This window comes from Fictibacillus nanhaiensis (assembly GCF_036213205.1).
Taxonomy (GTDB): domain Bacteria; phylum Bacillota; class Bacilli; order Bacillales; family Fictibacillaceae; genus Fictibacillus; species Fictibacillus nanhaiensis_E.
The window spans coordinates 394,934-401,742 of the sequence record NZ_JARMFC010000005.1 but is presented as its reverse complement, the minus strand read 5'-3'; the positions used below and the strand labels follow the sequence as shown (position 1 = coordinate 401,742).

Annotated in this window: 9 protein-coding genes and 2 riboswitches; of the genes, 8 read left to right on the top strand and 1 reads right to left on the bottom strand. The window is 37.3% G+C overall.

Annotated elements, in window-relative coordinates; all coding sequences use genetic code 11:
• Nucleotides 1-55: 55 nt before the first annotated feature.
• Nucleotides 56-1,240 carry an oligoribonuclease gene (locus tag P4V41_RS06575; RefSeq protein WP_328084026.1) on the bottom strand — a complete coding sequence of 395 codons (1,185 nt, stop codon included), beginning with the start codon at nt 1,238-1,240 and terminating at the stop codon, nt 56-58.
• 235 nt (nt 1,241-1,475) lie between these two features.
• Between P4V41_RS06575 and P4V41_RS06570 the strand changes: the two genes are divergently transcribed.
• The 8 genes from P4V41_RS06570 (at nt 1,476) to kdpA (ending at nt 6,738) form a co-directional block, all read left to right on the top strand.
• Entirely contained in the window at nt 1,476-2,759 is a 1,284-nt protein-coding gene (locus tag P4V41_RS06570; RefSeq protein ID WP_328084024.1) for an MFS transporter, read from the top strand.
• 51 nt (nt 2,760-2,810) lie between these two features.
• Nucleotides 2,811-3,059, top strand: a complete 249-nt coding sequence (locus tag P4V41_RS06565) for a hypothetical protein (RefSeq protein ID WP_328084022.1) — start codon at nt 2,811-2,813, stop codon at nt 3,057-3,059.
• Between the two features lie 280 nt (nt 3,060-3,339).
• Nucleotides 3,340-3,481: riboswitch (cyclic di-AMP (ydaO/yuaA leader) on the top strand.
• A gap of 54 nt (nt 3,482-3,535) precedes the next feature.
• A riboswitch (cyclic di-AMP (ydaO/yuaA leader) is annotated at nt 3,536-3,689 on the top strand.
• A gap of 233 nt (nt 3,690-3,922) precedes the next feature.
• On the top strand, nt 3,923-4,336 hold the full coding sequence (locus tag P4V41_RS06560; protein ID WP_328084021.1) for a hypothetical protein: 414 nt from the start codon (nt 3,923-3,925) through the stop codon (nt 4,334-4,336).
• A 23-nt stretch (nt 4,337-4,359) separates the two neighbouring features.
• On the top strand, nt 4,360-4,497 hold the full coding sequence (locus P4V41_RS06555; protein WP_197127301.1) for a hypothetical protein: 138 nt from the start codon (nt 4,360-4,362) through the stop codon (nt 4,495-4,497).
• Between the two features lie 77 nt (nt 4,498-4,574).
• Nucleotides 4,575-4,850, top strand: a complete 276-nt coding sequence (locus P4V41_RS06550) for an HPr family phosphocarrier protein (protein ID WP_328084019.1) — start codon at nt 4,575-4,577, stop codon at nt 4,848-4,850.
• A gap of 23 nt (nt 4,851-4,873) precedes the next feature.
• The gene (locus tag P4V41_RS06545; protein WP_328084016.1) at nt 4,874-4,981 is read left to right on the top strand and encodes a signal peptide protein; all 108 of its coding nucleotides are present in this window, start codon (nt 4,874-4,876) and stop codon (nt 4,979-4,981) included.
• Complete coding sequence (locus tag P4V41_RS21650) at nt 4,978-5,058, top strand: potassium-transporting ATPase subunit F (RefSeq protein ID WP_082861312.1); 81 nt, start codon at nt 4,978-4,980, stop codon at nt 5,056-5,058. Before P4V41_RS06545 ends, P4V41_RS21650 begins: the two co-directional genes overlap by 4 nt.
• A gap of 12 nt (nt 5,059-5,070) precedes the next feature.
• Nucleotides 5,071-6,738, top strand: coding sequence for a potassium-transporting ATPase subunit KdpA (kdpA, locus tag P4V41_RS06540; RefSeq protein ID WP_328084014.1), 1,668 nt, complete (start codon nt 5,071-5,073; stop codon nt 6,736-6,738).
• Nucleotides 6,739-6,809: the final 71 nt, after the last annotated feature.

Sequence of the window (6,809 nt, the reverse complement as noted above, 5' to 3'; positions counted from 1 at the left end):
GGGGTTTGTCTACGTTCTGACTCACACCTTATTTTAAGGTGTGAGTTTTTTTTCATTAGTTATTGTTATTTGCTTCATCATCCCGCATTAACCAGCCTTCAAAATGACGCTTGACGTAATTTTCCGCTGCTTGATAGCTTTCAAATGTTTCATCAACGGGATGTGTTTTATGTGTGATCAGCCATGTTTGGTTATCTTCAGAATAAATCTTAGATACTTCACGATGATTGTTCACGTATAAGCTGCCATCAGGATTTTCCTTCACGTTATGTTCGTTCTTCGGTGCATCAATTCGTCTAGGCTGTTCATGGTATGCAGCGACAACAAACTTTTCAAATGCTTCAGAAGTCATGTTTCCACCTGAAGCTTTCGGGTGCCCACCGCCTCCATATTGTTTTGCGTAGATCGAACAATCCACCTCATCATGGATGGTACGAAGACCGATCCGTTTGTTAGCGATATTTAAGATTACAATCAAGTCTAAGTGTGGATTCTCACGATTAATCTCGTTTCCAAGCTCAGAGTGATAACGCTCAGCATGCAAAATACCAATCTTATACGTTTTCTCTTCAGATCCTTCACCTAAAGACCAAGTATCCCAGATTTCGACCATCTGTCGCTGTTTCTTTTTAATGTAATCTGCAATATTCTCTTCTTCAAGGTCGAGAATCGTCGTTTCGGTTTCTGAAAACTGAAAAGAATCACCTTTTAAACGGTCCATGATCTGATCCTCAAATTTATCAGGAGGAAGGATAAAGAATAAGTCATTTAGCCGCTTAGCTTCAACTTTTTGGTCAAACCATTCCCACGTATCATATAAACGTACAAGCTCTACATATTCATCGAGCGCACCTGTTGGTTTAAGCTTACCGTTCTCGATTAAATATTCGTAAAAAAGGGAAGTAGCACATGTTAATCGTTCATCATCATAACGAACTTGAACATGTCCCCAATCAAATCCATTAAAATGAAGCGCTGTTGCATGGTGGTCGATCAACTTGACTTTTCCACCTGCATTCGAGCGTTCATCTAATCGCATCATTAGGTCTTCATTAACCGCAATATCTGTAATAATAATTTCTGTTTTTCTTTCTCTCGGATTATCGAGCAGCATTTCTACACGATCATTAATCGTTCCGTGAGAACAATAAGATATTTTACAATTGTCTCCAAAAGCTAATTGTGCTAAATAACCGCACGATTTTCCGTCTAAATCGTTGTGTGAAAATAAATGAATCATTTTAGTATCCTCTCTATTATGCTCTCTGTCTAGAGTATCGTCATAAAGCATAAAGTTCAACCTTTATATCGTAGTATTCTTTTCATTTATAAATTCAAATGAGTTTAACACTGATAACGGATTAAATATGCTCAATATTTCTTGTTAAACATCACAGAAATTTATTTACAATTTATAACATAAGGTAGAAAATGGTAATGGCACATACAAATGAAGTAAAGTTGGAGGTTATGATATGAAGGAATTTCTGAAAGTATTTCAGAATAGAAATTTCAGTAAGCTGTTTTTTGCCGGTTTTACTTCTATGATGGGAAGTATTATAGGAGTTACAGCTTTTATGTTTTATTTGCTGGATAAGTTCGGGGAACAGCCGTTTTATGCAACACTTGCAGAATTGATGTATTCTCTGCCAACACTTGCTGTTTTCTTTATTGTAGGCGTGTTAGCCGATCGGATGGATCGGCAGAAAATCGCACTCTATTGTGATTGGATTTGTGCTGGGCTATGCGTTCTATTAATGGGTGCGATCTGGCTAGATTGGGTGCCATTGATATTCACTATCTTATTCTTAAGAAGTGCTGTAGGTAAGTTCTTTCATCCAGCTGACCAAGCGATGGTACAAGGTGTGCTTTCGAAAGAGGATTATGCTATAGCGGCTGGCCTGAATCAAATAGTAGGCAGTTTGTTTATGCTATTTGGGAACATGATTGCTATTTTTATATATTGGAGTGTAGGGATACAAGGCGCAATTGCTTTTGATCTTGTTACATATGTTATATCAGCATTATTAATTATGAGTATGAGTGTAAGTGAAGAGGTTCGATTACCGAATGGTCATCATAAATGGAAAGATATCCGAGTGAAAACAGTATGGAAAGATTTTGCGGCGGGGTTTATCTATATTAAGCAATCTAAGCTTCTTCTTTCACTAATATTCGGTTTTTTCTTGTTTGGAATAGTAAATGGAGGATTGTCAGTTTTGCCGGCTTTTATCATGAAATACAAACTCGCCCCAGTTAATTATGAGCAAATGATGATGTGGATGGGTGTCGTCTTCGGTGTATCTATCCTTACAGGAAGTGTTTTATGTTCAATGCTCGCTAAAAAGATTAAACTTTCGTATGCGATTGTACTTGGTCTATTCGTAAGCGGGTTGTCACTTAGTTTATGTGCCATCGCGCCAAATGTGTTGTTATTCTTTATTTTTACAGGATTAGCTGGGCTTAGCATTCCTTTAATCAATATTGGAATTGGAGGGTGGTTACCTAAAATCGTAGACCCTAAAATGATGGGACGTGTTCAAGGTTGGATTACACCGATCAATATGCTGTCTCACACCATGACACTCGGTTTAATTGCAGTATTTTTCCCGAAAATTCTAACCGTAGAAATGCTTTTTTGGGTTGTGGGAGGGTGTCTGATTCTTGTTGGCCTATTCTACATGTTAACTCTACCAAAGTATGATATTGAAGATAATGAAAACAAAAATGAGTTAGAACTAGAAAAAGTATCGGTTTAATGGTGGAGATTATGGCTAAGCCCTTTTATAATGAAAAGTGGAGGGGAAGTCATGGCAACTTTTCAAAACGTACTATTCTGGATTTTTTTAATTTTACCAATCATTCTATTTTTTGTAGCGATAACAAGAACCTCATGGGTTTTGATGATTGTTAACTTGTTTTTAGTTCTACCAATCATTTGGTTTGTGAGCTGGATTACAGAAAGTTATGGAGCTATTTTTGTGGTATTTGCTATTCATCTGTTTACAGGTGTATGGCTCTGGACGAAAAGACAGAGGTTGGATTTTAGGTCGTTTTAAAAAGCTAAGCAAAGTTAAATTTGCTTAGCTTTTTTATTTTTAATTAAAATTTCTCAGTTCATAACTTGGTTCTTTATAAATATTACAACTATTTTTTTATTTGAAATGTATTAAAAAATAGAGAAAATTAAAGAAAAAGGATGTTTTATTTGTATTTTATTTCTTAAATGAGTTTATTTAGTTCGTTTTTATACGAAATATTAATATTTTAGAGTTTTTAGTGGATTTACAACGGTAAAAACCAGGAGTAATATATTCCTTATCGTAAAACTTTAAATTTTTTCCATGACCGCTGAATCCATTTTTGGAACGGAGGAACCATCGGCAGTTCTTCACTGCCTGGGGTGAAACTTATTTAAGTCGGGCGACTTCTGCCGTCCGAACCCGTCAGCTAACTTCGTAAGCGTGGTAGGAGAGGGAAGGTGGACATTAAAAAAGAGTAACAACAATTTAACAAATTATGATTCTTATATCATGCGTCTTTATCGCTTAATTCCTAAAACTTTAGGAAGCGGGGGAACCAACCGCAGTCCATCGTGTCTGCATGGGGTGAATCTCGAGAGATCGAGTAGGGCTACTCTCAAGCCCGAATCCGTCAGCTAACTCCGTAAGCGTTCAGAGAGAGGCAACAAATTTCGTGTATTCACACGCTTATTCAAGTATGTGTAGAAGCCGCGAGAAGAGTTCCTCTTCCGCAGGCTTCTTTTTTGTTGCCTTTTTTTCACTATCCAAAAGTATAACTTGTTTGTACGATGATTTCCGACGTAGCAACAAGTTTAAGACGATAGTATAAGTGCAACTAAGGCTGACATGAGATGCTAGAGGTCAGCCTAGTTCTCTTTAAGAAATGGAGGAAGTTAACGATGGCGAAAGCATTTGGAAACGTACTGATCATGTTTCCTGACCAAGTCTCAGATGTGTTTATTTCGAAACTAAGATTGTGTGATGAATATCAATCTCTCGTTCTATGTGTTCCTAGCAGAGAAGAGGAAGACAGACTTTCACAAGTTGGTTTTCAACATGTATACGTTATGAACTATAGAGACAAACGAAAGTTAATTGAAATGGTTGGCCCTTTTGTAGAGAAAATCATTGTTGTTGAATCAGGGTTTTTGGAATGCTGCCAAACAATCGAACTCATTCGCAGTATCTATAACATCCCTGTTTATGTTATCAAATCAGACACTAGGTACATTACAAGTGTATACAAAGAACTTGGTGCCGATTATGTGATCTATAACAAAACTGGAAACATTCAATTCTTACTATCTTCATAAAAAAAGAGCGGAGGAATCCATTTATGAGATTAAGTCCAAACGAAATTGAACAGATTTTATTAAAAGCGAAAAGAGATCAATTGAATGCTTATTATGCAAGTGTGATTCAACATAGTCTCTCAAAATGGATCATACAAGACACGCTTAGAAGTAAAGGTTAAACAATTACAGGAGGGAACCCATCATAGATAAGATGTTCCCTCTGTAAATCCATACCAGTGATAGGCAGGGGGAAAACATGGGAACAGAGTCAGTTGTATTATTGCCAAAAAGGTTGTCGATCGGACAGATCAATGAATTTGTCAATGCTGCTGGTTCTTTCGAAAGTGAGATTCTTTTCTTTTATCAAGGGATACAGATTAATGCGAAAGGCTTACTATCCGTTAATCTATTCTTTTTGTCACACTATTCAAGAAATCAAAACAAACCGATCACACTTAGAATTGAAGGTTGTGATGCTCAAGAGGCTATCAAAAATTTATCTCTAATGCTGAATGGTTACTTAGAACAATGAACTAATAAAAAGAAGGTGTAAAAATGTTAGATGTGATAATGGTGTTATTAATGATTGGAATGCCAGCATTAATGATGGGTCTAGCTAAATGGTCATCGAGTGTTGTTGATGAAGGAAGTGTAAATAAATGATGACTGTCATGTTTGGAGTAGCCGTTTTAACAACGGTGTATCTTCTTTACGTATTATTGAATCCAGAGAAATTTTAGGAGGTTTTTCCGTTGTTAGTCAGTTTACTCTCTATAGCTATAACTCTACTTATAGCTCTTTTGATTGCAAAACCAGTAGGAATTTATTTAGCGAACTCGTTCAATTATTCTAATAAGAATAAACTCTTTTATCCATTCGAAAAACTGATTTATTCCATTAGTGGAATTAAAAATAAAAATCAATCTTGGAAAGTTTATGCTTCATCAGTAATCGTGATCAATGCGATTATGATTCTATTAGTTTACTTAATCTTCCGTTTTCAAGGCAGTTTGCCTCTGAATCCGAGTAAGATAGCAAACATGGATCCAAGCCTTGCATTTAACACAGCAGTAAGTTTTATGACGAATACGAATCTGCAGCACTATAGTGGTGAGAGCGGTTTGTCTTATCTGTCTCAGATGATTGGAATTCTGTTTATGATGTTTGTTGCACCAGCTACAGCATTGGCAGTAGCGATTGCATTCATTCGCGGGTTATCTGGTAAGTCTTTAGGTAACTTTTTTGTGGATATGGTTAGGGGTATCGTTCGTGTTCTCCTGCCGATTGCTTTTGTAACAGGACTCATTTTCGTAGCACTCGGAGTACCGCAGACATTAGATCCAACTGTTACTGCAACGACAGTTGAAGGCGGAAAACAAAACATAGCAGTTGGCCCGGTTGGTTCGTTTTTATCCATAAAAGAATTAGGAAATAACGGTGGTGGATTTTTCGGAGTTAACTCAGCACATCCGTTTGAAAATCCTAATGCAATGAGTAACTTGATGCAGATCTTATTAATGCTCCTATTACCGATGGCTTTACCGTTTACGTACGGGAAAATGGTTGGAAATCAAAAACAGGGACGAATTCTTTTCGTTTCCATGACGATGATGTTCATTCTGTTCCTTGGCATCTCACTAAGTGCTGAATATCAAGGGAACCAAGCGATCAATGCTCTAGGCGTGCAACATGATCAAGGAAGTATGGAAGGAAAAGAAGTACGATTTGGTGTTGCTCAATCTTCTCTTTACTCGGTAGTCACAACGGCTTCTGAAACTGGGGCTGTTAATACGATGCATGATACTCTGACTCCGCTAGGCGGATTAGTTACTTTATCCAATATGATGTTAAATACCGTTTATGGCGGGGTTGGAGCCGGATTTGTCAACGTCTTAATGTATGCGATTATTGGTGTTTTCTTATCTGGATTAATGGTAGGACGTACTCCAGAATTCCTGGGTAAAAAGATAGAAGGGAAAGAAATGAAGCTGATTGCTGCAACGCTTTTGATTCATCCGTTGCTTATATTAGGAGCTTCAGCTGTTGCTTTCTTTACACCACTCGGACACGAAGTAATTTCGAACTCAGGTTTTCATGGGATTTCACAAGTAATCTATGAATATACCTCTTCAGCAGCTAATAACGGTTCAGGCTTCGAAGGGTTAGGAGATGCAACAAACTTCTGGAATATTTCTACCGGAATTGTCATGTATCTTGGAAGGTTCTTCTCCATTGTAACAATGCTTGCGGTTGCAGGCTCATTGGGTGTCAAACGTACAGTTCCAGAAACAATTGGTACGTTTAGAACAGATAACGGACTATTTGCAGGAGTATTTATTGGGGCTGTATTTATCGTTGGGGCTTTAACTTTCTTCCCAGTATTAGTATTAGGCCCGATTGCTGAACATTTAACTTTGTAGATGCAGAGAGGTGTAGGATTAATGGGTGCTCAAGGCTTAAGAACCAAAAAAGAATTATCTCAGTACGTACC